A 24427-nucleotide genomic window follows, 5' to 3' on the forward strand; every position below is an offset into this window, starting at 1 on the left:
CGTTTGCATGTATTTTCCCGTTGTGCACTGCGAAATTCACTGCTACGTAGTCTGTGTGATGAATGGCGCCTCGCTAATATAGGCGATGCCAATTCAGAAACTCCATCGATATGCGTTATCGTTTCTTCAGAGGGCGTTACGTGCAAGAAGTAAGACAATCCACCCTGGGGCCCCGGCTCGGTTTGAAGAAGCTGTTGCTGGCATCGGATCGCGATCGGGCGATCTTGCAGGGCAGCAATGTTGCCCATCTGGTGGACTACCTGGAAGCCGATGGTGGTTCCTTCGACACGTTGAAGGATGCGTTTCCGCTCGCCGCGGTCGCCTTTTCCGACAAGGGTGAGGCGGACCTGAAGAAGGGGCTGGCGCGGCTGTCCGGCTTGCGCACGATCCCGGAGTTGGCGGTCTTGCGTCTTGACCCCGCCAATGTGGCGGAGAGCTCGGCTCTCCTGCGTGCGCTTGCCGAAGACGGCGTGGGGCGGCTTGCCCGATATACGGCTTCGATCACGTCAGAACTCGCCATGCTCAGGCGTGAGCGCGAAGAGCTCTTTGAAAACTATCGCCTTTTGGAAGACGCCTTCCACGCGCGAAACTGGGAGCCGGTTGCCGAAGTTTTTGCCCATGATCCCTTTGCCGATCCCAAGGATGAGGGTGTGGGGCAGCTGCTGAGCAGCGCGTTCATTGAGCAGCTTCTGCCCGTCTCCAGTCTCGGTGTCGCCGGGTTCGCCCTTCACCTTCACTCGCTGCCGAAGGGCAGTGGCGAACTGATCGTCACGCTGACCTATCTGGAGAGTGGCGAAGGTGTTGCGGAATGGAATGTTCCCTTTGTCGGCCTGGTCTCCGGCTGGAACTTCTTTTCTCTGCCGCGTGCCTGTGGCGGGGCTGCCAGAACCCTTCGTCTGCGTGTATCTGCCAGCGGCTCGGACGCGCTTGGCCTTTCGCTCGGGCACCATATCGCCAGTGAGCGATACTCGGCGCGATCGGAACACCCGCATCCAGATCTCGATCTGCGCCCGCTCGCGTTTCGCGTATTTACGGGCTTGCCGGGGGTGAAGCCTGCGAGCACGGCGAACATGATTGCCCCCACCAGCTTGCTGGAAGGGCAATTCACCGTCGACTACAGGCTTGGGCTGGAGAAGCTCAGCCAGATCGCCGACGTTTCGGTGACCCCAATCGTCCCGGATTTCCAGACCATCCGGTTCCTGGAACATGAACATGCGATCGTCTGTCACCCTTTGCCGAGCGGTATCTCAGCCGGCGCGATCAATCGCGCCATCGAGCCTGGTACGGTCTCGTTGTCGGCGAGCGCCATTATCGATCATCCCAAAGGCGCGCCGGCGGCCGTCAGCTTTCTCTTGAGCCCGGCCAGTTCGAACGCCCGCTCGGAAGTCGCCGAACTCGCACGCAAGGGGTCGGCAAAACCTTCGACCCTGTTCAGCGGCTGGCGGGAGGTCGGTGCTCAGCAATCCATAAGCATCAGCATGCAGATGGACGAGGCGATCCGCGTTCCAATGGATCTGATCATCCTCAGCCGGGCCGTGGGTGATACCGTCGATTTTTGCTGGCTCAAGTTGTCGAGCTTCCGACTGGTAAAGCAATCGACGGAGGCCCTGAATGCCAGGTAATCCGGAGGCCGATCTCATCGCCATCGCGATGCCGCTTTACGGTCATGCGGCACTTGTCCTGGAAGCCATCGAATCCGCTTTGGCATCCGATCTCAGCACATCCCGGCTTGCGATCGTCGTATCGGTCGATGGAGACCCGTGCCACGAAACGTTCGACCAGTTGTTGCTCTACGCTGCGGCCCATCCTTTCATTCACGTGATATTCGGCCGCAATGCGGGACCGGGTGGTGCCCGCAACCGCGCCATCGACTTCATTGTCGAGCATCTGCCCGAGGCTCGGGCGGTGTATTTCCTCGATGCCGACAATCGCGTTCTGCCCCGCACGATCGAGACGCTCTACGAAAGGCTCAACAGCAGTGCTTGTGGCTGGGTCTATACCAACATCGACACGTTCTCGGTGTCTTGGCGCGCGCATTACGGCAATCAGTATTCGCGGCTGGCTCACTGCATCACGGACAATATTTGCGACACGGGATCCCTGATTTCCATCGACGTTTTCCGCGCCGGCGTGCGCTTCAGCGACGACAGGCAGAACGGATTTGAAGACTGGGAATTCTGGTTGTCCTGCATTGAGAACGGCTTCGTCGGGGTGCCATGCCACGACACGGTCTTTGAGTATCGCTTGCGCGCCGAAAGCCGCTTCAAGGAAGCCAATCGGGAACGCGCCACATCGGTAAGTTATCTGCGAAAACGCCACAAGGCCCTGTATCGACGGCCGATGCTCGTCGATTTCGAGCATGAGGAAGCCCCGCGCTATCTCTTCGCCCGTACCGAAAATGCGTCGATCTCGCTGTTTACCGATCCGACCAAGACGCCGACCGTGCTCCGTCTGGATGACATCATACCGGCATTCTGGGCGAATGTCGGCGAACCCGACAATGTGCATTTCCCCCCCTTTCTCGTGGCGGGCAGCGGTTCGGCTTTCGATCTGCTGCTGCGCTCGCGCATGCTTCCAAACATTCTCGCCCACCTGGAGCGGTTGAGCGAAAACACCAATGCGTTGTTCGTGCAGCTTGCGAATGACGGTGTGAAGCGCGGGATCGAGGCGATTGCCCTGCCGGCGGGTTCGCAGAATGTCGGACCGGCTGACCTTGTTTTCCTTCCGACGCCGCTGGTTAGAGACGTGATCCAGAACAATGCGCTGGAGTGGTTCGCATCGATCGGCAACCAGCAGGTCTGGCCGACGGTGACGTTGCTGAAAGTGCGCTTTCCCTTCCCCAAAAGCCTGCCGCGCCGATCGCTGATCACGCCGCAGCAGATGATGATCAACTGCATCAATGCCATTGCTTCGAGCCCCTTGCGCCATACGGCGGGCAAGCGGTGGACATGGCGTCCGTCGCGGCTGGTGCCCTATGGAGAGCTATACAGGGAGTTGCGAAGGGAAGTCGGCGGTTCACCGATCCTGCCGCTCGGCCATAGTTCCGGCAAGCGGACCGTCGCCCTCTTGGTACCGAACGCCTCTTTCGGTGGAGCCGAGAAAGTCGTTTATGCCGTCGCGCGAGAACTGAAGCGAACCGGTTTCGAGACGCATCTGTTCGTCCTCGGCAGCGCCAAGATGGATGTCATCGACGAATTCGATTCCAGCTTTGATCACATCCACTTCTGGGACGCCGGCGTTCCTGCCTGGGGAGGCTCGGGCTCGTTCTTGGGACAGGATTTCATCGCCGAAGAGCATGGGGTCGATTGGCAGGCGTTGAAGGGCCAGCTTTCGGGGTTCGATCTGGTGATCAACAACCATGTCATGGCCGTCCATCCGCTCATCGCCCGGCTGCGCTCCGAGGGGACGCGCACGGCATGTTACCTTCACGTCGTCGACAACACCGCGTTCAAGCGCCCCGCGGGACAGCCCTTTGCCGCCATCGCCCACGAGCATTGCTATGACGCGTTCCTGACCTGCTCGGAACAGCTGAAGACCTATCTGCACAGCTTCGGCGTGCCGCATGCAAAAGTCTTTGCGGTCGCAAACAGCGCGGGCTTTTCGGTTCCACCCAAAGTTCAGACCGATGTTGTTGCCGCCCGGCGGCAGCCACGCAGCGATGCGCGCCTGCGCGTGCTCTACCTGGGGCGGCTTGACCGGCAGAAGGGGATCGACCGACTGGCCGCGACGCTGTCTGAGCTCAGGGCGAGGAATGTGCCATTCGAGGCGCGCGCCGTCGGCGGCGAAATCCTTGCCGATTCGAGCGTTTCATGGACAGAGCGATTGAGGGATCTCGGCGTCGACGTCCGTCCGCCGGCCTTCGCCAGTAAGGAACTCATCAAGGCGCTGTCCTGGGCGGATGTGCTCGTCATGCCCTCGCGCTGGGAGGGTGCGCCGCTCGCCATTGCCGAGGCGCAGCAGCTCGGATGCGTTCCGATCGCCACGTCGGTTGGGGCCGTCGACGAACTGATCATCGATGGGGAGGACGGTGTGCTGATCCACGCGGCAGCCGATCCCGAAGTCGTGAGATCAATGGCCGAGGCCATCGAAACGGTTGCCCGCAACCCGGACCAACTTGCTCCGCTGATCGAGGGCTGCATCAAGACTGCATCCCGCCGTTCGTGGACATCCTCGTTTTCGCAGTTTCTCGCGTGGTGCGACACCTGGGTCGACAATTCGTCCCAGGCAAGAACCGCCGTCTTTCCGTCGGATCCAGCGGTCGACGCTGGCATTCGGGCGGCCGGTTGAGCCCACGCCGGTTTTTTAAGCAGAAAGGTCGATTGCATGCCTGCAAGGATTCTTGTGACGGGTATTCCCGGTCACTACACGCGCCTGGTCAACGGCGCCCACGGTTTGTCCGTCTCCTATGCGGAGCGCCAGAAACAGCCGGAGACGAAAGAGGAGTTTCTGCAGGAGCTGCGCAATATCAGCAACACCGGCAACTACCTCATTGGCGAAGGGGCGCTGCGTGCGCTTTCACCCCACGCCAAGCACGTGCCGTTCTGGCATCTCTACAATTGCGCCAAGAATGGCGTCGGCCTCGAAGAATTCAACGCGAATTTCGATATCTGCGTCTTCACCTGCGCCAATCTGCTGCGCAAGGGGCTTTCGGCTGACGCGGAGGCGGATGTGCTCGAGCAACTCAAGATGCCGATCGTCATGCTCGGCATCGGGCAGCAGAACCGCAAGGACCTGGAGAACAATCTGCCGGAGGGCACGAAACGGCTGCTGGCCATTCTCAAGGAGCGTGAGCACTTTTTCCTAACGCGCGGCTTCGAAACCGAAGGTTTTCTCAAGGATCAAGGTTTCAAGTTCGTGCGGCCGACGGGCTGCCCGTCCGTCTACTTCATGCCCGACAATATGCGCAAATCGCTACGAAAGCTGCCTGAGGTCGACGTCGGCAAGGCGCGGACGATCTTCTCCGGTTACCTCGGCGGCAACCAGGATACGGTCCTGGATGCGAAGGCCCTGCCCGGGGGCAACAGCGTGCCGCAGTACGTGGTCCAGGACGAGTTTCTCCACTTCGACATGAGCGTCGAGCCCAATGCTGAGGGACGCGTCTACGACACCGCGTCGGGAACGATGGTGGGCAACCTCGCCTATCCCGGGGCCGACAGGCTCGGCAAGGCTTTCCAGGTGCGCACCTTCTTCGACACCAACCAGTGGCGAGCCTGGGCTTCGTCGATGGATTTCAATCTGGGTCGCCGTTTTCACGGCTCGATCATCGCCATGCAGGCGGCCGTGCCGAGCCTGATGGTCGCGGTGGACGACCGCATGCGCGAAATGCTCGGTTACACCGGATTGCCCGCAGTCGATATCAACGAGATCGACAGTGCTGAGAACCGCAGCGAATTCGTTGCCGGGCACCTGGCAAAGCTCAATGCATCGGAACTCGTCGACAGATATTCCGATCGCGAGCGTACGTTCCGTTCGACTTTGCGAGAAATCGGCATCGGTCACTAGCTGAACCCGACATCCTCCCTACTGCTCGTTCAAAGGACAGTTATGCGTATCTTACTGACAGGGATCCCCTCGTATCTGCAGCGCACGATCGGCTCGGTTTCCGGCCTGACGGTGCACCACCGACCCTTCTTCGACGAGGTGACGGCGAAGAAGGACTTCCTCTCCCAGGTCAGGAGAATTGCCAATACCGGCAACTACCTGATCGGCGAAGGTGCCGCCAAAAGCCTTCGGGCGCATGACGTCACCTATGTGCCCTTCTGGCACCTCGTCAACAATCGCACCTCGGACGATCTTTACGAGCAGGCAAACCGCGAATTCGATATCTGCGTCTTTGCTTCCGCCAACCTGTTGCGGCCCGGATACTCTGCCGATCTCGAAGCCGAGGTTTTCGCCAAGCTGAAAATGCCCGTGGTGGTGATGGGCATCGGCATCCAGCGCAAGGAAGGGCTCAAGGAGTTGCTGCCGGCCGGGACGCTCAAGTTCCTGGACGTGCTCAGGAACCGCGAAAGCTTCTTTCTCACGCGCGGCTATTTTACCGCGGAGTTCCTGAGAGAGCAGGGGATGAAATTCGTCAAGCCGACGGGTTGCCCCTCGCTTTACTTCGCGCCGAACGAGATGGTCCGGTCACTCACAGCACTCGCCAATCCTGCTTTGGCCGACGCGCAAAGGATCGCCTTCGGTGGTTACCTCGGCAGCGTGGCCGACACGCTCGTCGACGCGCACGCATTGCTGGGGCCGAAGTCCGTTGCCAGCTATGTCGTCCAGGACGAGGTCATCGCCTACAATCTCGATCTGCCGGGAGACGACATGATCCCGGTCTACGATCGTGCAAGTGGACGGATTACCGGGGCAACGCAGTACAAGCACAAGGAGAAGTGGCAGCGCGAACACGAGCTGATCGCTTTCTTCGACACCAACCAATGGCGAGGCTGGACGACGACCAGAGACATGTGCTTCGGCCGCCGGTTCCACGGCTGCATCATCGGCATGCAGGCCGGTGTGCCCGCATTGATGATTGCGGTGGACGACCGTATGCGTGAAATGCTGGAGTTCATCGGCTTCCCCTATATCGAGGCGGCGACCTGGAACCGCGAGGCGGACAAGCGGACCTATCTCTCGAACTTCCTGTCCAAGATCGACTCAGAGGCGGCCATCGACCGCTATCAGGCCTGCGAGGCCAACTTCAGAAATGTGCTCGGTCAGATCGGCATTTGAGCGCGGACGGTCGAGTGTTGCGGCGCGCATGGTGCTTCTTTGCGCGCTGCTTTCGCTTCTTGCCTTAGAACCGGGCTCGGCGTTCGGACGGGACCGAAAGCCGGCCGGTATTGTTGGAATCAATCGGGTCAACCTGGCTTGGTTGACACCGGACGAGCAGAGAAAAATCCTGGGCGACATCGCCGCAAGCGGCGTAACCCACGTGCGGCTCTCCCTGTCGGCCCCGGTCGACCGGAGCATCGACGCGGTCGAAATCGCCCATGGCCTCGGGCTGAAGATCCTGCTGGAGATCCAGCTGAGCAACCCGGATTATTATGCGGATGAGGTGCGCGCCCGCACCGGCTTCGGGCGCATCTGGGACATTCGCCGGCTTTCCGACCTCGACCCGGCGAGATACCGCGAAAACCTCAAGGCAGCGCTTCGACGGATGGACGAGGCCGGCGTCAAGCTCATGGCGGTCGAGCCTGGTAACGAGATCAACTACAGTGCCTACAATGGCGACCTGATCGTCTTTCGAAAACCTGGTGCTTCGACGCCGCGTCGCGCCTCCGATATCCGCACCAGCGTGGCCTTCGAGCGTGGTTTGGCAACCTATGTCGAGATTGCCAGAATTACCCGGCAGGAGCTGAAGGCGACGATCCATAGTAGCGATGCGGCGGTCATCTCCGCCGGTTTGTCCGACATGAGTGCCGACGAGGCAGATCAAAGGGGCATGGAGCGGCTTGACCCGGAGGAGGTGATCTCGCTCCTTAAACTGCTTGGGCTCGACGACCATATCGATGCCTATGGCATTCATGTCTATCCGGGACGTAAGGTGGGGCCGAAGCTTACCGGATATATCAGTGAACTCCTGCGTTTCTGCGGGGCGGGGGACAGTGGCAAGCCCTGCTGGATCACCGAATGGGGTGTGGCAAACTCCGCCCGTTCCTGCCCGCTTGACGACCGAAAGCGTGCCAATGCGGTTGCGGCGATACGGTCGGTCTTTCGCCAGCTGATGTCGTCGGGGCGGTTGGCGGCCGCTTTCTACTACGATTGGGACACGCACTCCGCCTATGGCGTCTGGCGGTGCGCTCATCTCAGTTCTGCCGGGGCGAAGGCGATCGCCCCGAATTAGGTCCTGACCCTAGACGGGTGGTGCTGATCGGAACAACCTTCCGCGCGTTTCGTAATAGTCTCAACGCCCTTTTTGGTACTGTAAGTTGACTTCGCCATGGCCTTCTGAATACTTCAACTTAGGATCGTGTTGGAATCTGATAGGGGTCGGGCGATTGGATTCAGGCGGCGAACCACAGTCCACTGCATTCTCCCTGCGGACATTTGGTGGTCTGGAGTTGCTCGATGAGCGAGGGCAGGCCATCCCTTTTTCCGCAAAGGCACTGGTGATCCTTGCTTACCTCATCTCGACCGGGCGGCGGACCGCGACCAGAACGGAAGTCGCCGAACTGCTTTGGGGTAGAGGAGCGCCTTCCACGGCATTTACCAATCTTCGCAGGTTGGTCTTGCGGATCAGGAGCCGTCAAACGGAACTCGATGCGCATTTTCTTGCATTTTCGAGCCGCGAGGTCGAGATCAGGCCATCCTTGCTCAAATGTGATGTTTCGCTGTTGGCGACGGCCGAACCTCAGGGCTCGTTCGATGAACTCAAAACGCTTGTCGACCGGCTCAGATTGGTGTTTCTGGGCGAAACCGACCTTCGGAATCCCCTGTTTGGTCGCTGGGTAGCGCAGCAACGAGAGCGGCAGTCGGCCGCGCTTGAGCACGCCCTGCGCACAATGGCGTCTCTGGCCAAGACAGCCGAGCAACGCGCCGTCGTTCAACAGGCTGCGCTTCACGTTTTCCTGACGGACTCAAACGACCAGATCGCGCGAAAATTCCTGCTGCAGGCCTACGATGTGCAGGGAGAGGTCGATCATCTTCGACGCACGTTTGAACGGCGCAACGAGATGCTCGCATCCTGGATGAAGGAGAAGCGTCAATCGCCGCCAGTCAAGATCGCCGCCCGCGCAGCAACCGTGGAGGCGATCAATCCGGCCGGACTGGTTGAACCTCCAACAGCTTGCCTGCCGCGCCTGGCATTGCTGCCACCCAATAACTACAGCCGCGAACCCGCCGCCGCGATGATCGTGACCTCGCTTCTGGAGGACATCACCATTGGTTTCTGCGTCCTGAGCAGCGTTCAGGTGCTCGCACCCTATTCGGCGTTGCAGATAAGCCGCAAGACCGAAGACCAACTGGCGATGCTTGAGCACCATGGCCTGACCTATGTGCTCGAGACGCGGTTGAGCGGCGTGGATGAGGAACTTTCCTTGTTCTCGCAACTCGTGTTTCTCCCGACCAGCGAGATCGTTTGGGCCGAGCGGCTCAGCCTCGATGGCGCGCGTTTCGCGCAGAACAGACGTGACATATCCGGGCGCCTGGCCTTCTCCGTGGCAAGCGAGATCGAGCGGCACCGGATCACGCGATCCAATTTCGATCGGAATCCGACCGCCTATCACCGCTATCTCCTGGGACGGCAGTTCTTCGACCGCTTGACGCTGCCCAATTTGCATCGGGCCCGAAAGGAGATGAAGGCGGTTTTGCAGGAAAGCGCCAATTTCGCGCCGGCTTTGAGTTCGCTTGCACGAACCTATTCGGAAGAGTGGCTGCTCACAGCGCGAGGCGAGGCAGATTTGCTGAGGTCGGCGGAAACCTATGCCTTGCAGGCAATTGAGACGAGCAGCGATATGGCGGATGGTTACCGCGAGCTTGGCGTGGCAAAGCTGCTGCAGGGCGCTCTCGACGAGAGCGTCGAAACCCTGCAATTGGCGGAGACGCTTAGTCCGCATTATGCCGATGTCATCGCCGACCATGCCGACGCCCTGGCCCATTGTTCGCGTCTGGATACGGCGTGTCAGACGATCGAGCGCGCCATTGAACTCAACCCCATAAGCCCGGATTCGTACCTGTGGACGGCGGCGGGCGCCTGCTACGGCCTCGGGCGTTTCGAGGCGGCTCTGGGCTACATCGACAGAATGGCAGATGCCAGCTTGGCCGACCGGCTGGCGGCCGCGAGCTGGGCCATGCTCGGCCATCGCGACAAGGCGCATGTGTTTGTTACGAGAGTCCGCCAAACCCATCCTGAGTTTGACGTGGATAATTGGTTGTCCATCGTGCCGATTAAGGAAAAATGGCACAAAGACATCTATCGTGAAGGTCTCAAGAAGGCAGGCTTCTGAGAATAGAACACAGAAGGGAAGCAAGCATGGCAAAAGTCGCTATCTTAGGCCTCGTCGGCGAGGAGGGCCTTTACATTGTCGACCTGGAGGCAGGGACGGTTGCACCGATGACGGTACCGGTCAAAGGCGCCTTGCAGGCCGTCGTTGATCTCCAGAAGGCGGGAGGCTCGGTCATGAAAGGTGTCAGCGTCGCGATTTCCGTGAAGTCGGCGGAGGACATCTCGAACGGCCGGTTCGACGGCTAAACCGGTTCAGGCGGATGCGTTCACCGCATCTCATGACGGTGCGGAAGGCCACAGTGGGCGATGGCGCGAGGCATTGACCGCGAGTATTGCCGATGCGTTCACGGCGGAAGGCTATTCTATCGTGAAATCGGTGCACGATCCCTCTGATGCATTATGAACTTGCTGTCTTCAGCCACTTTTGCGGTCGGTGGGACAATGGTTGCGCCGGAGCAAGTCCGGTCGTTGACCAACGGCTGAGTTCAGGACGTCCAGCGTTCCGCTGCGCTGATTTCGGGCTCGGTAATGCTCTCGGCGCGGGCGGGACGCGTCGGCTGTCAACAGCCGCCAGCTGCAGTGCGAACAAGATTTGCGAGGACCCGTGGGATCGAAGCCTGCAAAGTTCGGGAATGTTGTGATCTTGGGTGACAGGACTTTGAATCCTTGCCTGTATTGGATCATGCCTGCAACTGCCGATCGGCGATCAGCCGGACGGGGAACGGCCCTGGTAACGGCCAATTGGAGTAATGATTTTGTTTTCAAGAGTTTTTCTGCGTGCCCTTGCCGTCCTGGCCGTTTCAAGCCCAGCTGCGGCCCTTGCATCCGATGACGTAGCGGCCTTTTATGATGGCGCCCTCTGCAACCCGCCCTACACGATGCAATCGGCAACCGAGCTCTATGACGCTGCCGAGAAGCTTACGAAACCCGACACGTCGTTGCTGACGGCCTATGTCTACAAGCTGCCCTCCGACATCGAGCGCGATGGCTTTAAGACCAATGAGGTTGTCTTTGCCGGTAGCTCCGTCGGCGTCCTGATCGAAGGCGCGCGTGCGGACGAACTCGCGGCCCGCTACCGGCTGGAGCGGGAAAAAAGCAGCATTCTCGGCACGTCCACCAAGGGCTATGCGCGCGTATTGCCGGACGCCGAACAGCCGACGGCGGAAATGGGCGTCGTGTCGATCGTTGCGCGTGAAAGCGAAGCCATTCCGGGCAAGACATTGCTCGCATGCGAGTTCGTTTCGCATGCGGATCTGGAAGCGCTCAAGAATCTCGAAGGTGGTAACTAGCACCAGGCGATACGGCCGGCTGGCAGGGCCGTCGGGGCGCATTCTGGGATGCTGGGGGAGCTGCGAAGATCGCCTGCGCCCCGTCTGCCGCGTGCGACAAGAGCATGTTAGGCTGATCGCAATATCAACAGCACGAGGCGCGACGCGCCCGAAGGGAGATCATGTCCGGCTCGGATGGCAGTATGTTCGATTATCTCGGGATACTGGCCGTGTTTCTGCTTGTCGCCGCCAACGGCTTTTTTGTTGCGGCCGAATTCTCCTTGGTTTCCGTCCGCCGCAGTCGGGTGACCGAGCTGGTGGCGCGGGGACGAATGAATGCGAGCGCGCTCCAGCATGCCGTCGATAATCTCGATGCCAATCTGGCCGCCACTCAGCTCGGCATCACCATATCGTCGCTGGCCCTCGGCTGGGTGGGCGAGCCGGCCCTGGCGCATCTGATAGAGCCGCTGTTGAGCGGACTGCCGATGGCGTGGGCGTCGTTCGGCTCGCATGCAATTGCGGTCGCTATTTCCTTCATCATCATCACCGCGCTTCATATCGTGCTGGGAGAACTGGCGCCGAAGAGCCTGGCGCTCCAGCGCAGCGAGGTTACGGCTCTTGCTGTTGTGCGCCCGCTCGGATTTTTTCTGTTTCTGTTGCGCCCGGCGATTCTGGCTCTCAACGGTCTCGGCAATCTGGTGCTTCGGCTGGTCGGCCTGCGGCCGGGCACCGGCGAAGCATCGCTGCATTCGCCGACCGAGCTGAAGCTGCTTGTCGCTGAAAGCCAGGAGGCCGGACTTCTCGATGTTGCACAGCAGGAGCTGGTCGAGCGGATCTTCAACATCGGCGATCGCCGGATTTCCGATTTCATGACGCCGCGCATGGAAATCGATTGGATCGATGCCGACGATACGCGCGAGGAAATCCTGCGCACCATCCGGGATTGCCATCACGAGCAGCTGCTGATCGGCCGGGGCGGTATCGACTATCCCTTGGGCATGGTGCTGAAGAAGGACCTGCTCGATCAGCTGCTCGACGGCCAGACGCTCGATCCGATGAAGGCGATGCGCGAACCGCTTGTGCTGCACGAATCGGCACGCGTCTTCCGCGTCCTCGAAACGTTCAAGACCGCACCCGTTCGCCTCGCGATCATCGTCGACGAATATGGCAGCCTCGAAGGCATCATCACCCAGACCGACCTCCTGGAAGCGATTGCCGGCGACCTGCCGGACACGGAAGCGAGCGATCCGGATATCGTCACCCGTTCGGACGGCTCGTTGCTGATCGAAGGACTGATGTCGGCGCACGACGCCTTCGAGCGGCTCGGCATTTATGACCGGCCGGAGGGCGACTTCCACACCATTGCCGGCTTCGCGCTGCAGATCCTCGGCCATCTTCCGCACGTTGGCGAAACCTTCGATTTCCAGGACTGGCGCTTCGAAATCATCGACATGGACGGCATGCGCATCGACAAGCTGCTGGCGTCGCGCAAGGAGTAATGCCCGGCTCCGCTGCTTCGGAATTCGCCTGGTCCGGTGGGCCAAGCGATGAAGGGGATGTCAGAGGGTCGCCAGCGCCCGGTTCGACAGGGCTCCGCCATAGGCTTCGCGAATGGCGAGCTTGTTTTCAAGCGCGATTACGATCTCTTCGGCGAAATCGATCGCATGCAGGGCCCGAATGGATTGCAGGCCGCCGGGCGTGAAGACATTGATCTCCAGGATCTTGTCGCCGACGATATCCAGGCCCACCAGGAACATGCCGTCGTCGATGAGTTTGGGCCTCAGCTTTTCGGCAATCGCCAGTATGGCCGGGGTAATGGTGGCCGCCTGGGCGGTGCCGCTCGCGTGGATGTTGGACCGCACCTCGCCCTTGGCAGGAACACGCCGGAAGGCGGCATAGACGTCGTTGCGAACCAGCGGGCGGCCGTTCATCAGGAAAAGCCGGATGTCGCCGGCAGTGGCTTCGGGCAGATAACTTTGGGCGATCAGATATCCGACTTCGCTGACGGCTTCGAAGATCTGGTTGAGGTTGGCTTCGTCACTGGATTTTATCTTGAAGACGTTCTTGCCGCCCGAGCCCTGCAGCGGTTTCAGGATAACGCCGTCACGATGGTCGTCGATGAAGGCGCGGATCTCTTCGATGTTTTTCGAGATCAGCGTCGTCGGGCGCACGGCCTGGGGGAAGTCCTGAAAATAGAGCTTGTTCTGCGCAAGCGAAAGGCCGGACGGATCGTTGACGACGATCGCGCCGCGCTCCGAGGCGACGCGACCGAAGTTCGCGCCGACATTGGTGGCCCAGGGCCGGCCCTCCGCATCTTCGGAGGGGTCGTTGCGCAAGAACAGCACGTCGATCTCGCTGATGTCGACCACGCTCATTTTCGCGTCGTCGGCCTTCAGGGCTGAAATGAAGGTCTCCGGCTTCTTCGGCTTCGTGCCGTTGAGGCTGCGCGCCCGGATCATCAGCGTGTCGTCGGGCCGCAGGATGAAATCCCCTGGGGTGGCATAGCAGATCTCGTGCCCTCGGGAGAGTGCGGCGAGCGCCAGCGACGTCGTCGTATAGGACGCTGTCTCGGTCTCGATGGCGTTGACGAAGAAGGCTATGCGCATCAGGTCTCCTACTCTGCGACCATGTCGAGCGGGGCAATTCCCCCACGTGCCCGGTCCAGCCGGGCGCGTGCATGGGCGTCATCCAGAAAGATAGGGCGCACCGCCGGCGCACCCAGCAAGCCGCGCAAGCTCAACTCTTGCATGGCGGTAAAATGCGAGGCGGCGATCTTGCCCATCCAGAAGGGTTCGAGGCTGCCGCCGGCGGCCAGGTGGGCAAGCAGTTGAAGAAGACCGCGCAGATAGATGGCGTCCTTTGCCAGTCCGCCGCCGCGATAGATCCGCAGAACGATATTGAAGGCGTCGTTCGGTTGAAATCGATGCTGATCGACGAGCAGCCGATATGTCTCCGGGAAAAGCGCACCGTTCAGCATCGCCGCGCAGGCAACCACACGGGCCGCGATGAGACGCAGACGCGCCAGCGTCATGCCGCCGCTCAAATACTCGGCAAACACGGCGAGCCCCTCCTGCATGCCCTCATAGCCCGCCAGACCAGAGCGGAAGAGCCGCAGTCCCTGCGCCGAGCCGTTGAAGTAGGTCAGCAGATGCACGCCGATTTCGTGATTGAGCAGGGCCTCGACACGGTGCCGGCTCATCGTTGTGCTGCGCGCAATCAGAAGCTGGCTTCTCGACACCAGCATTCCGGCGGGAATGTCGTCGCGCAGCTCCACCGAGGCGGTGAAATCGGCATATTGCCGCTTGTAGGCCGAAACCATCGTTTGCGCCCGGTTGCGAACATAGGCGCAATCCACGTCGTCAACCACTGGCTTCTGCCTGGGCTCGCCGACCCGCTTTTGCGTTCGCATCAGGATGTCCGTCGCGACATCCAAAAGTTTGGCCTCGACCGGACCGTAGAGTGCCCGACCGAGTTCGACGAACGTGCGGCCTTCGCGGGCCGAGATCATGGAAAGCTGCAGGTCGAGTTCCTGTTGCTTCTGGCGATAGAGCGCGTAGAGGAGCGGATCTTCGAGGTGCTCGAAGCTGATGGAAAAAAGCTTCTTCTTCGCGGCCTCGACTTCAAGCGTCAGCGGCCGATAGAGCAGCCGCGGGCTGACTTCGTACCGGCTCGAAGCAAATTCCGCTAAGGCGGCATCGGCATTGATCGGTGTTACCGCCAAGAGGAAATCGAAGCTCGAGGCAATCTCGTCGATGGCGCGGTCGGTGCGTGTCACCGTCTCGACGAAGGTCTTTCTCCCGAAGGCCCGGTGCGTCGAAACGCTCGTGTCTGTCGCGCTTTGCGTCGCTGCCGCCAGCGCCTTGAGACCGGCATCGAAGATGTTGGCAATCAGGCGTTCCCGCAGCTCCGGATAGATCCTCCGGGTTCCCGGCTCGCGATAGATCGGCGCAAATCGCACGCGGATGTGAGGGAATGTTGTCAACGGCTTGCCGCCGGTTTCTTTTGCCGACTGCGGCGCGAGCAGGTCCATATGGGCGGTGCGAAACTTTCCTTCGATCGTGCTGACGGAGCCGACGAAGGCTTTCGCGGCGGCCTGCGCCACCGGGTCTTCGCCGGCGGTGACCTCAATGGTGAAAGGCGGCAGATAGGGTGCATCTTTGGTAGGTGGATCGTCGTGTTCGAGTTCGCCGTATTCGAGCACGAAGAAGGCGCCGAGCCGCTGGCGAAGCACGCCGCCGACCGCCTCGACAATAGCTGTCGCCGCCGTGGAGTCCGGTGCGATGAGGTAGGACGCATTGGACTGGGTGATTTCGCGTGCGACGGCGGCGTGCTTCGCCTCAGCAATATGCACGCAGAGAAAAGGCAGCGGTCGATCGATGTGCAGGCGCCCGCCCCTGGCAAAGTCGCGCCGCACCGCCTTGCCGGCCTGAAGGCAGGCGATGATCTCGCCGAGCCTCCGGTCATCGGGTCCCTGGCGGTCGCCTTCCGGATGATCGGTAAGGTCGCGGTTTCTTTGGGTGGCAGCACTCTTCATTGGCGTGCATCCAGTGCCTTGACGAGACCGGGTACGGTTGACGCCGTCAGCGCGCGCAACGCCTCAAGCACCTCGAAATCCGGCTCGCCGGTCCATTCGTCCATGAAGAATTTCTTGAACTCGATGGCGATCGCACAACCCGTTTGCGGAAAGTGCTCATGAATGAAACGTGTCTGTTCGCCGCGACCCTGAAACGCGACGTTCTCGCGAACGTCGAATCGCCTGCCCCGAAATTCGAAGCGTCGAAGGGCGTTGAGCAACGTCTCAAGCACATCCGCCCAGCGGCTGCGGTCCATCGAATGGGTGCCGATGTTGATTTCGGGCGCCCCGGCGGGGTCGGAAGGGGTGGCGTCCGGTCCGTCGCGGCGGTGGTTGTAGCTGTGTACGTCCAGGACGATGAACCCGCCATGCCGCCGCTCGATCGACAGCAGCATCGACCGCAGCATGCGATAATATTCGTCATGCAGGACGAGCGAGCGCTCGTGAAGCCCGCGGGGAAGCGCATCTCGCCAGACGGAAAGCCCCCAGGCTTGCGATGGATCGACGTAGACCGCACCGTCGCGGGCACGGTTGAGATCGACCTCGAAGCGCGAACGATGCACGATTATCCGATTTGCCAGGTCCTGAATGATATAGGCCGTGTAGGGGTCTTCTTCCCGCAGGCGCTGGTCGTCGGACAACGCCACGAGCGAGCGGAGATCGGCGCGCAGGCCATGCCCGTCATGTATCGCCGTGCCGACAATGGGGATATCGCCACGATGCACCGTCCACCAACCGTCTTCATCGACGTGCTGTCGCTTCTCACCTGTTTGATCAAGCATATCCGGGTCCTGTTCCTCCCTCGTCGATGCCCTTGCGGTCTGGTTACAATTCGCGAGCGACCGGTTCGGTTCCAAGTGCAGCTGAATTCGCGTCGCGAGCTGAAGCGGGGAACGGGAGCCATAGGCGTTGACGCCACGGCCGTCGCAGCTAGCCGCGAGTTTGCTGCTGGACGGGCGGCGGAACCAATGCGGCTCCGCTGCATTTTCCCAACACGTAACAACGTATTAGGGAATTGAGCCATGCTTGGTACTGTTCTGCTTATCGTTTTGATCCTGCTGCTGATCGGTGCGTTTCCGCGTTGGCCGCATTCGACCAACTGGGGCTATGGCCCTTCGGGCATACTTGGCGTTCTGGTCGTCGTTCTCCTGATCCTCGTGCTAATGGGGCGGATTTGACTTGGACATAACGCGTGTCATCTGCGTCGATGGATCCCGACCTCATTTACGTCACTGATGCCGATCCGGGCATAAGGCGCTACCGCAAGGGAAAGCGCTTCAGCTATCGCCTTCCGGACGGTTCCGTCCTCAAGGATCCGGGCGAAAGGGCGCGCATCACGGCACTCGGCCTGCCGCCTGCCTATGAGCGCGTCTGGATCTGCCCGAAACAGAATGGCCATCTGCAGGCCACGGGCTACGATGCGCGCGGGCGAAAGCAGTACCGCTACCACGATGCGTGGCAGGAAATGCGCAACCACGCTAAGTTCGATCAGTTGATCGACTTCGCCAAGGCTCTGCCGAAAATTCGCCGTACCCTTCGCCGGCACATGGATGGGCCGCTTGACGATGCCCGCACGGTGCTGGCGGCGCTTGCGGCCCTGCTCGATCAGGCGTGCCTCCGCGTCGGCAGCGCCACCTATGTCGAGGAAAACGGCACCTATGGCGCAACGACGCTATTAAAACGGCATCTCAAGTTGCGCGACGAGGGCATCGAGCTTCGCTTCATGGGAAAGGGCGGCAAGCGTGTGGTTCGCCGACTGCGCAGTCCGCGGCTGCAGCGGCTGCTGGAGGACATTGCCGACCTGCCCGGACGCCAGCTTTTCGTCAGCAAGGATGCCAACGGCGAATTGCATCCGATCGATTCCGGCCGGCTCAATCGCTACCTCGCCGACATCTCCGGCGCACCGATCTCGGCCAAGACGTTTCGCACCTGGGCGGGCAGCGTCGCGGCCTTTGCCGAAGCCCGCCTGACGCTTACCGAGGGTCGGCGTCCCTCGGTCAAGCGAATGTGCGAAGCTGCCGCCGACGTGCTGCACAACACCCCGGCCGTCTGCCGCAAGAGCTACGTTCACCCTGATATCCTCGCCGTGGCCGACAAGGATGCCAAGATCAACCTGCGGCGGCTCGAGGCGCGGCCGAGGCAACGCAGCCTGTTGCGCGCCGAGGAGGATCGTCTGCTGCGGTTCCTCCGATACGCCGCGCGCGCGAAGAAGCGCGCGACCTGAGCCGCACCATCGTCACTTGCCGGTCAGCAGGGCCTCGACGGTGCGGATGAGGTCTTGACTGTTGAACGGCTTGGCGAGGCGGGGAAGACTGCGATACTGCTCGGGAAGGTCGGACGCGGCGTAACCGGTTAGCAACAGTACCGGAACGCCTCGGGCGAGGAACTCGTCCGCTACGGGGTAGACGAACTCGCCGTTGAGATTGACATCGAGTGTCGCCGCCTGAGGGGTCTCCCGTTTTGCCGCCGCGATCGAACTGCGCAGGCTGGTGAATGGACCGATGACCGCGAAGCCGGCGGCCAACAGATCATCCTGGATCTGGATCGCCAGCAGATACTCGTCTTCGACAACAAAGACGCTGCGTTGTCCGCCATTCATCGTTCAGCACCTGCGGAGTAGGGCATTTTGATCGTGTACCTCAAGCCGCTCTTGGCAAAATCCAGTTCGACTTCGCCGCCGAGGTCCGCGCCAACGACGCGTTCGAGCAGCAGCCGGCCAAACCCGTTTCTCGAAGGCGACGCTACGGCGGGTCCCCCCGTTTCGCACCAATCGATATGAAGCGCCTTGTTGACGGGGTCCAGGCTCCAGCTGACGTCCACATGCCCGCTCTCCACCGAAAGCGCGCCATGTTTCGCCGCGTTGGTTGCAAGCTCGTGGGCGGCCATGCCAAGGGCAAGCGCGTGCCTTGGCGACAGCATGATCGCTGGACCGCCGAAGGAGACATTGCCGGCATTCTCGTTCTTGTAGGGTGCCAGCTCGTCGCAAAGGATCGTTTCCAAGGAAACCCCGGCCCAGGTCGCCTCCGCAAGCCGGGTATGCGTCTGCGCCAGTGCCCGGATACGGGCATGGAACGATTGCTCGGCCTCCTTGCGGTCGGGGGTCATAGCGAAGGACTGGCGGGCAATTGAGGTGACCGTCGCCAGCGTGTTCTTGACGCGGTGGCTGAGTTCGGCGACCAGCAGATTGCGCTGGGACTCGGCATCCTTTCGTTCGGTAATGTCCATGCAAACACCGGCCAGACGCTGCGACGACGAACCTGCTCTCGGCAGAAAACGCCCGAACGCTTCCAGCCAGCGAATGGAACCGTCGGGGCGGCAGATGCGATAGGATGTGTGGTAGTCCTCCCGCGTGTCGATCGCGGTCCGGATTTCTAGCTCGACCATGGCGAGGTCATCCGGATGGATGTCGGCCTTGAAGTCATCCAGTGTGCCGCCGAAGGTACCCGGTTCCAGTCCGTGAAGGGCTTCCAGGCCCGGCGACCAAATCACCTTGCCGGTGTCGAAGTTCCATTCCCACGCCCCCATCCGGCCGGCTTCGAGCGCCATCTGCAGCCGCCGCTCGCCGTCGCGCATTGCCTGTTCGTTCTCCTTGCGCTCGGTGATGTCGACGAATGCGGCGACGGCGCCTTGCGGAATCCCCAAAGCATCAAACAGCGGCGTGGCATTGCCCAGGAGATGCCGGGACGTGCCGTCGTCAAAGCGGATCTCCTGTTCGAAGTTTCGGACCTCTTCACCGCGCGCAGCGCGTTGGACGGGCATTTCGTCCGGCGACAGCAAACTGTCCTGCGAATAGACCTTGAAGTGCACGGGCCTTTCGCTTGCCGGTGCCGAGAGCGAAGGATTGCTGTCGGGCGGCAACCGCAGCAGTTCGAACGAACTTCTATTGCCGCTGATGACCCGGCAATCCGGGGTCCTGGCAATCCAAATCGGGGCAGGCACCGCTTCCATGAGCGCAAGCACCTCCGTCGCCCTGGCGCGCTCCTTTGCCTCGTTGTGCCGCAGCAGATCTTCGGCTCGCCGTCTTGCCTCTTCTGACCGGATGCGCTGCACGCTGAAGCTCAGCTGGCGTGCAATGGTCAGCGCGAGATCGATTTCGGAACCGGCGAAGTGGTGCGGCGTGTCATAATAGGTCATGAATTTGCCGATCAGCCGGCCGGCCGAAACCAGCGGGATGAAACCGAGCGCTCCGATTCCTTCGGTTTCAACGGCCTTGCGCAGGTCGTCCGAGATGTCGGCCAAGTCGACATCTTCGATAAGGATCGGGTTGGGATCCTGTGCCTCCGCGCCCCACGGCGTGTGACCATCGACAGCGTGGCGGTAGCTTTCCGAAAGCCCGCGGGACGCGACAAAGCGCATGGTACCGGTTTCGTCGATGAGCAGAATGGATGCCCGGCTGCAGCGCAGCGCCGACTGAATGGCATCAAGCGCCGCCTCATAGACGGCGGCGATCGAACGTGCGCGATGCACCCGCTCAGTGAATTGATAGAGCGAGGCCTGCTCCCGCAAGCGCTCGGCGAGCGCCAGTTCGGAAGCCTTGCGCTCGCTGATATCGCGGGCAATCTTCGAAGCGCCGACGATGCGCCCATCGTCATCAAGGATCGGCGATATCGTGAGTGAGATGTCGACGAGGGTGCCGTCCTTGCGTTGTCGTCTGGTCTCATAGTGATCGACACGTTCGCCTCTGCGAATGCGGTCGAGGATCTGCACCTCTTCGTCCTCATGGCCTTTCGGAATGAGGCGCATGATCGGCGTTCCCACCATCTCCTGCACGCTATAGCCGAACAGCGCCTCGGCGCCCCTGTTCCAACTGGTGACGATGCCGTTCAAATCCTTGCTGACGATCGCATCGTCGGAGGATGAGACGATCGATGCGAGGTGGCGGGCCGAAAGCTCGGCGATCCGGCGGCTCTCGGTTTGTCTTTGGCTGTCGGCGAGCAGTCGGGCATTGTCGATGGCGATTGCCGCCTGGGCGGCGATGGCAACGACGACGTCCTCGGAATCGCGGGTAAAGACACCCGGTGCGTCATGACCGAAGAACAGTCCGCCGAGCACTGCCCCGGAGCGGGCGATCACCGGAACAGCAAGGTAGCTGACAACGGGCAAATGCCCTTGCGGCATGCCGAAATGCGGCTCGCTCAGCCCGTAACGCGGGTCCTTGCGGATATCGTCGCTGCGCACGACCCGTTCACCCTTGAAGGTCGGCGCGAATACGGCCGTGTTGCGGGGCAGGCCGAGTTTCTCGAAGGCTTCCCGCGGAGCTCCAGACAGGGTGAAGAGCTGGAAATGCTCTCCGGTCTCATCGACGACGGTGTAGAAAAACGCCCCGAATTTCGCACCAGTGAGTTCGGTGGCGCTGTCGGTCACAGTCTGCACGATATGCTCGACATTGAGGTCGCTGGACAGAAGCCTGGAGATGCGATCGAGCGCCTGAATACGGTTGGTCTTGGCGCGCAGTTCCTGTTCCGCCGCCTTGCGTTTGCCGATGTCGATGAGGACGTTGACGGCGCCGATCATCTCGCCTTCTGCATCGAAGATCGGCGTCGGGTAGGGAAGCACCGGCACCATCGCTCCATCCGGGCGCGCGACGATCAGTTCCTCGCCACGAACGGCGCGCTTGCTGCGAAGCGCCTCGGCCATCGGGCACTGATCGGCCGGCAGCCCGGTGCCGTCGGGGCGATGCAGGCGCCAACAGACGCACCAGCGGTCGGCATTGAGCCGCGGTTCGCGCCCCGCCAATTCTGCCGCGGCGCGATTGAAATAGGTGACGACCCCAGCTGCATCCGTGGTGTAGATCGCGATGGGAAGGCTGTCGAGAATCGCTCTGGATTCAATCGTCTGCGACCCCGCTGCGCCCGCCAGCGCTGCCGCCAATGCTTCTGCGCGGCTCATAATTCCCTCCGCAAGCGCTTGCTAACGCAGGGCAACGCGGCACAATGCGATTTTGTTCCGCTTGCGTCTTGACCCTAGACCCAGCCGTTCTCAACGGCTTGAGGTCGCTGCACCGAGGATCAGCCGATTGACGAAGTCGAGCTTTTTGACAACCGGCTGCGATAGGACGAAGGGATAGCTGTCGGGCTGGCCCATCGACCGCTGGATGGCGTTGAGAGCGACGCTGAGCGGCACCCACGCCGCGACAATGACTTCTGCGCTCGCTGCCCGGTAGGGATCGAAGGCGATCTCGGCTTCGAGCGCACCATGCCCGACCGGGTCGAGATTCATGCCGAAGGCGCGCCCGGTCTCCAGCGCGTCGACGATGTGGAAGAGATGGGCCCAACACTCGGCGAAATCTTCTGACGGGTGGGCACTCGCATAGGGGCTGATGAACCGCTCCTGCCAGTCGTCGGGAGGGCCCTGTTGGTAGTGGCGCTCCAGTGCCGCCGCATAGTCCTGCGTTTCATCGCCGAACAGCGCGCGCGCCTCGGTCCTTGTTGCCTCGTCAGCAACGAGTTTCTGCCAATAGAAGTGACCGATCTCATGGCGAAAATGCCCGAGCAAGGAGCGGTAGGGTTCGTTCATGGAAACCCGCACGCTTTCGCGTAAGACGTCTTCCGCCTCGGAGGCGCGCAGGCTGATCAAACCATTCTCGTGGCCCGTTCGGGCGGGAATGGTGTTGCCGTAGGCGTCGACGGCGTCGGCGAGGAATTCGAACGCCAACCCGCCCTCCGGATCCTGCTCGCGCGTGGGGTGCGGCAATCGCCAACGCAGCAGCGAGTAGAACAGGTGGCGCTGCGCCAGGCCTATTCTGCGCCAGCGTTCAAGGCCGACGCCGTCGGTCGTCGGCACGATGGTGTTGTGGCGGCAGGCGGCGCAGTATCGATCGGGCTGATTGGCCGGCACCAGCCAATGGCAGACATCGATGGCGGCGTTGTCGCAGAAACGAAAGGTCCGCGTTCCGTCGCCGTGGATCTGCCAGAGCCCGTTGTCGAGCGGCACCAGGGCGCGCATCGATAGATCGCCCGGATCGAATCCCAAGGTGGCCCCGCAACGCACGCAGCTGCGGTTTTCAAAGTGAATCGTCTGGCCACAGGCGCCGCACTGGAAGAGCCGCATTTTATCTCCTTGCAGGAACTTCTCGATCTTCGAAACGTGGCGTCAATCGCAACTTTTGCGTGCTTTCATGGCGGCGTCAAGTGTCTGTCGCGACAGACCATATTGCTGAAACAATGGCCGGGCTTCCAGCGGCGGAAGATCATAGGCGCGGATGAATTCGGTCAGGTCGTAGATGTTGCTCCAGCCGTAGACGACGTCTCTTTGAGCTGTCGGCCTGCTCTTTTGCGCGGATCTTGCCATCGGTGTCGATTCTTCCCTCGGGTTCATAAACGGCCACTTTCGTGGCCCTGCCAACAACTCGCTGGGCTGGACAAAGTTCCCTTTCTGTCGTGCGTCGGACAAAAGAAACCCCGCAGGAGCGGGGTTTCCAAGATCATTGATCGTTAGTGCTGGCGGCCATACCAATCGTCGATATCACGGCGAACACGGTCCTTTTCGATGCCGTAGCGCTCCTGAATCTTGCCCTCGAGCTGATCCCGCTTGCCGGCAATCTGGTCGAGGTCATCGTCGGTCAGCTTACCCCACTGTTCCTTGACCTTGCCCTTGAACTGCTTCCAATTGCCTTCAACACGATTCCAATCCATCTGCGAGTACTCCTGACGTTGTGGTTGCACTGATAGGCAAACGCCTCGTGCCGGCTTTGGTTCATTCATCGCGGCAAAAAGTTCGGGAATACGACGACGCTGCGAGCGTCCGCACGGCTGTTCGCCTCGTCTTTCTGCTCCACCGCCACAGATGATGAGTGAACAAACGTCCGCGCCTCATGGCGCCTTCTTGAGGAGTGCTACCCATGAATGAGCCCGTCGTGGCTTTCGATCTCGGCAGGATGGTGTTCGGGGACGAGCCGCCGCTTTTCCTGCTCGAAATCGCGCTCAGGACGCTGATCATCTATGCCTATACGTTACTTCTGATCCGCTGGATCGGCAGCCGGTCGATCGGCCAGCTCTCGCTGGTGGAGTTCCTGCTGGTGATCGCGCTTGGTTCCGCCGTCGGCGATGCGATGTTCTATCCCGACGTCCCCTTGGTGCATTGCATGGTCGTCATCACGGTAGTCGTGCTTCTGGACAAATCGTTGAGCTATATCGTCGCTCGCGACCGCAAGCTCGAGGACGTGATCGAGGGCATCAGCGTCGAGGTGGTGCGCGATGGCGGCATCCTCTGGAAGGCGCTGAAGCAGCTGAATGTCGGCCACGACGAGCTGTTCGAGCAGCTCCGCTTGAAGCAAGTTCGACATCTCGGGCAGGTGCGGGCTGCCTATTTCGAAACCAACGGGCTGCTTTCGGTTTTCACATTCGACGAACCGTCGAGGCAGGGGTTGTCCATCGAGCCGCCCTGGGACGTCAGCAAGCCGACACAGTTTCGCTCCGGATCCGCCGTTCGGGAGAAACGCCGTCTTGCCTGCGTGCAGTGCGCAGAAGTCGTCGAGCTTTCGCCTGACGAGACGGTGCCGCCATGCCCACGCTGCGGGGCGGATGTCTGGCACGAGATCCGTTAGTCTGTCACGCGATCCGGGCTGAAATCCCGCCAATGCCGCTTGGTGCCCGCTTGGGAATGTGGCAAGGATTTGCGCACGCCACGCAGGGGGTTGCACGCAATCAGGAAGGA

20 protein-coding genes are annotated in these 24427 nt (G+C 61.1%); 12 read left to right on the forward strand and 8 right to left on the reverse strand.

From position 1 onward, the window contains the following. Positions 1–140: 140 nt before the first annotated feature. The 9 genes from AC244_RS06055 to AC244_RS06095 all read left to right on the forward strand — a co-directional run bounded on the left by AC244_RS06055 (position 141) and on the right by AC244_RS06095 (position 12698). Positions 141–1622, forward strand: coding sequence for a DUF6212 domain-containing protein (locus AC244_RS06055; RefSeq protein ID WP_053248384.1), 1482 nt, complete (start codon positions 141–143; stop codon positions 1620–1622). Then, positions 1612–4287, forward strand: a complete 2676-nt coding sequence (locus AC244_RS06060; RefSeq protein WP_053247906.1) for a glycosyltransferase — start codon at positions 1612–1614, stop codon at positions 4285–4287. The genes AC244_RS06055 and AC244_RS06060 overlap by 11 nt, the downstream gene beginning before the upstream one ends. Positions 4288–4323: 36 nt before the next feature. After that, positions 4324–5502 (forward strand): polysaccharide pyruvyl transferase family protein, encoded by a 1179-nt coding sequence (locus tag AC244_RS06065; RefSeq protein ID WP_053247907.1) that lies wholly within the window; start codon positions 4324–4326, stop codon positions 5500–5502. 42 nt (positions 5503–5544) lie between these two features. After that, positions 5545–6717: a polysaccharide pyruvyl transferase family protein gene (locus AC244_RS06070; protein WP_053247908.1), complete on the forward strand. Its 1173-nt coding sequence runs from the start codon at positions 5545–5547 to the stop codon at positions 6715–6717. Between the two features lie 31 nt (positions 6718–6748). Further along, positions 6749–7831: a hypothetical protein gene (locus AC244_RS06075; RefSeq protein WP_053248385.1), complete on the forward strand. Its 1083-nt coding sequence runs from the start codon at positions 6749–6751 to the stop codon at positions 7829–7831. A gap of 154 nt (positions 7832–7985) precedes the next feature. After that, positions 7986–9932: a hypothetical protein gene (locus tag AC244_RS06080; protein ID WP_053247909.1), complete on the forward strand. Its 1947-nt coding sequence runs from the start codon at positions 7986–7988 to the stop codon at positions 9930–9932. Between the two features lie 26 nt (positions 9933–9958). Beyond that, entirely contained in the window at positions 9959–10177 is a 219-nt protein-coding gene (locus tag AC244_RS06085) for a hypothetical protein (RefSeq protein WP_053247910.1), read from the forward strand. A 509-nt stretch (positions 10178–10686) separates the two neighbouring features. Then, positions 10687–11220, forward strand: a complete 534-nt coding sequence (locus tag AC244_RS06090; RefSeq protein ID WP_414735882.1) for a hypothetical protein — start codon at positions 10687–10689, stop codon at positions 11218–11220. Positions 11221–11381: 161 nt separating this feature from the next. Next, the gene (locus AC244_RS06095; RefSeq protein WP_053247912.1) at positions 11382–12698 is read left to right on the forward strand and encodes a hemolysin family protein; all 1317 of its coding nucleotides are present in this window, start codon (positions 11382–11384) and stop codon (positions 12696–12698) included. Positions 12699–12758: 60 nt separating this feature from the next. On the opposite strand, the gene AC244_RS06100 is transcribed toward AC244_RS06095, so the two are convergent. From AC244_RS06100 to AC244_RS06110, 3 genes are read right to left on the reverse strand one after another with little or no spacing between them, the layout of a single operon-like run. After that, a complete protein-coding gene (locus tag AC244_RS06100) occupies positions 12759–13805 on the reverse strand; it encodes a glutathione synthase (RefSeq protein ID WP_053247913.1) in 1047 nt (348 codons plus the stop codon). 8 nt (positions 13806–13813) lie between these two features. Beyond that, on the reverse strand, positions 13814–15733 hold the full coding sequence (locus AC244_RS06105; RefSeq protein ID WP_082366751.1) for a flavohemoglobin expression-modulating QEGLA motif protein: 1920 nt from the start codon (positions 15731–15733) through the stop codon (positions 13814–13816). Beyond that, on the reverse strand, positions 15730–16554 hold the full coding sequence (locus AC244_RS06110; protein WP_053247914.1) for an N-formylglutamate amidohydrolase: 825 nt from the start codon (positions 16552–16554) through the stop codon (positions 15730–15732). The genes AC244_RS06105 and AC244_RS06110 overlap by 4 nt, the downstream gene beginning before the upstream one ends. A 240-nt stretch (positions 16555–16794) precedes the next feature. Between AC244_RS06110 and AC244_RS35010 the strand changes: the two genes are divergently transcribed. Both AC244_RS35010 and AC244_RS06115 read left to right on the forward strand, forming a co-directional pair. Continuing rightward, the gene (locus AC244_RS35010; protein ID WP_082366752.1) at positions 16795–16950 is read left to right on the forward strand and encodes a DUF3309 family protein; all 156 of its coding nucleotides are present in this window, start codon (positions 16795–16797) and stop codon (positions 16948–16950) included. Positions 16951–16979: 29 nt separating this feature from the next. Continuing rightward, positions 16980–17996 (forward strand): DNA topoisomerase IB, encoded by a 1017-nt coding sequence (locus AC244_RS06115; RefSeq protein WP_053247915.1) that lies wholly within the window; start codon positions 16980–16982, stop codon positions 17994–17996. Between the two features lie 12 nt (positions 17997–18008). Here the strand turns inward: AC244_RS06115 and AC244_RS06120 are convergent, their stop codons facing one another. The 5 genes from AC244_RS06120 to AC244_RS06140 all read right to left on the reverse strand — a co-directional run bounded on the left by AC244_RS06120 (position 18009) and on the right by AC244_RS06140 (position 23406). Continuing rightward, on the reverse strand, positions 18009–18371 hold the full coding sequence (locus AC244_RS06120; protein WP_053247916.1) for a response regulator: 363 nt from the start codon (positions 18369–18371) through the stop codon (positions 18009–18011). Next, positions 18368–21661 carry a PAS domain S-box protein gene (locus tag AC244_RS06125; RefSeq protein WP_053247917.1) on the reverse strand — a complete coding sequence of 1098 codons (3294 nt, stop codon included), beginning with the start codon at positions 21659–21661 and terminating at the stop codon, positions 18368–18370. Before AC244_RS06125 ends, AC244_RS06120 begins: the two co-directional genes overlap by 4 nt. A 90-nt stretch (positions 21662–21751) precedes the next feature. After that, positions 21752–22822 (reverse strand): putative zinc-binding metallopeptidase, encoded by a 1071-nt coding sequence (locus AC244_RS06130; protein ID WP_053247918.1) that lies wholly within the window; start codon positions 22820–22822, stop codon positions 21752–21754. 42 nt (positions 22823–22864) lie between these two features. Further along, entirely contained in the window at positions 22865–23062 is a 198-nt protein-coding gene (locus tag AC244_RS06135) for a hypothetical protein (protein ID WP_053247919.1), read from the reverse strand. Positions 23063–23205: 143 nt separating this feature from the next. Next, positions 23206–23406 carry a CsbD family protein gene (locus tag AC244_RS06140; protein WP_053247920.1) on the reverse strand — a complete coding sequence of 67 codons (201 nt, stop codon included), beginning with the start codon at positions 23404–23406 and terminating at the stop codon, positions 23206–23208. Between the two features lie 206 nt (positions 23407–23612). Here AC244_RS06140 and AC244_RS06145 point away from each other — a divergent pair, with 206 nt between their 5' ends. Next, positions 23613–24317 carry a YetF domain-containing protein gene (locus AC244_RS06145; RefSeq protein ID WP_063934079.1) on the forward strand — a complete coding sequence of 235 codons (705 nt, stop codon included), beginning with the start codon at positions 23613–23615 and terminating at the stop codon, positions 24315–24317. Positions 24318–24427: the final 110 nt, after the last annotated feature.

The sequence above is a fragment of the Ensifer adhaerens genome (assembly GCF_001270265.1).
Classification (GTDB): domain Bacteria; phylum Pseudomonadota; class Alphaproteobacteria; order Rhizobiales; family Rhizobiaceae; genus Ensifer; species Ensifer adhaerens_B.